Origin of the sequence: Aquitalea pelogenes, assembly GCF_001515305.1 — a bacterium.
In the GTDB taxonomy this organism is placed as follows: Bacteria; Pseudomonadota; Gammaproteobacteria; order Burkholderiales; family Chromobacteriaceae; genus Aquitalea; species Aquitalea pelogenes.
In genome coordinates this window covers 1-207 of record NZ_LNQV01000171.1, presented here as the reverse complement: position 1 = coordinate 207, position 207 = coordinate 1, and the positions used below count along the sequence as shown (strand labels likewise).

1 protein-coding gene is annotated in these 207 nt (G+C 66.2%); it reads right to left on the bottom strand.

Annotation, left to right across the window (positions count from 1 at the left end):
- Positions 1 to 207: hypothetical protein (locus AWT75_RS21850; RefSeq protein ID WP_161937803.1), on the bottom strand; the 207-nt coding region annotated here is incomplete at both ends.

Genomic DNA, 207 nt, shown 5'->3' with positions numbered 1-207 from the left:
TGCTGTGCCCGCCTTCCAGACGGTTGGCATGGCGCGGTGCCTTGGCCAGCAGGCTGCTCATTTCCCGTTCGGCATGGCCAGCCGCGTAGATCATCCAGCGGCACGCGTTGCTGTGCCCGCCTTCCAGACGGTTGGCATGGCGCGGTGCCTTGGCCAGCAGGCTGCTCATTTCCCGTTCGGCATGGCCAGCCGCGTAGATCATCCAGC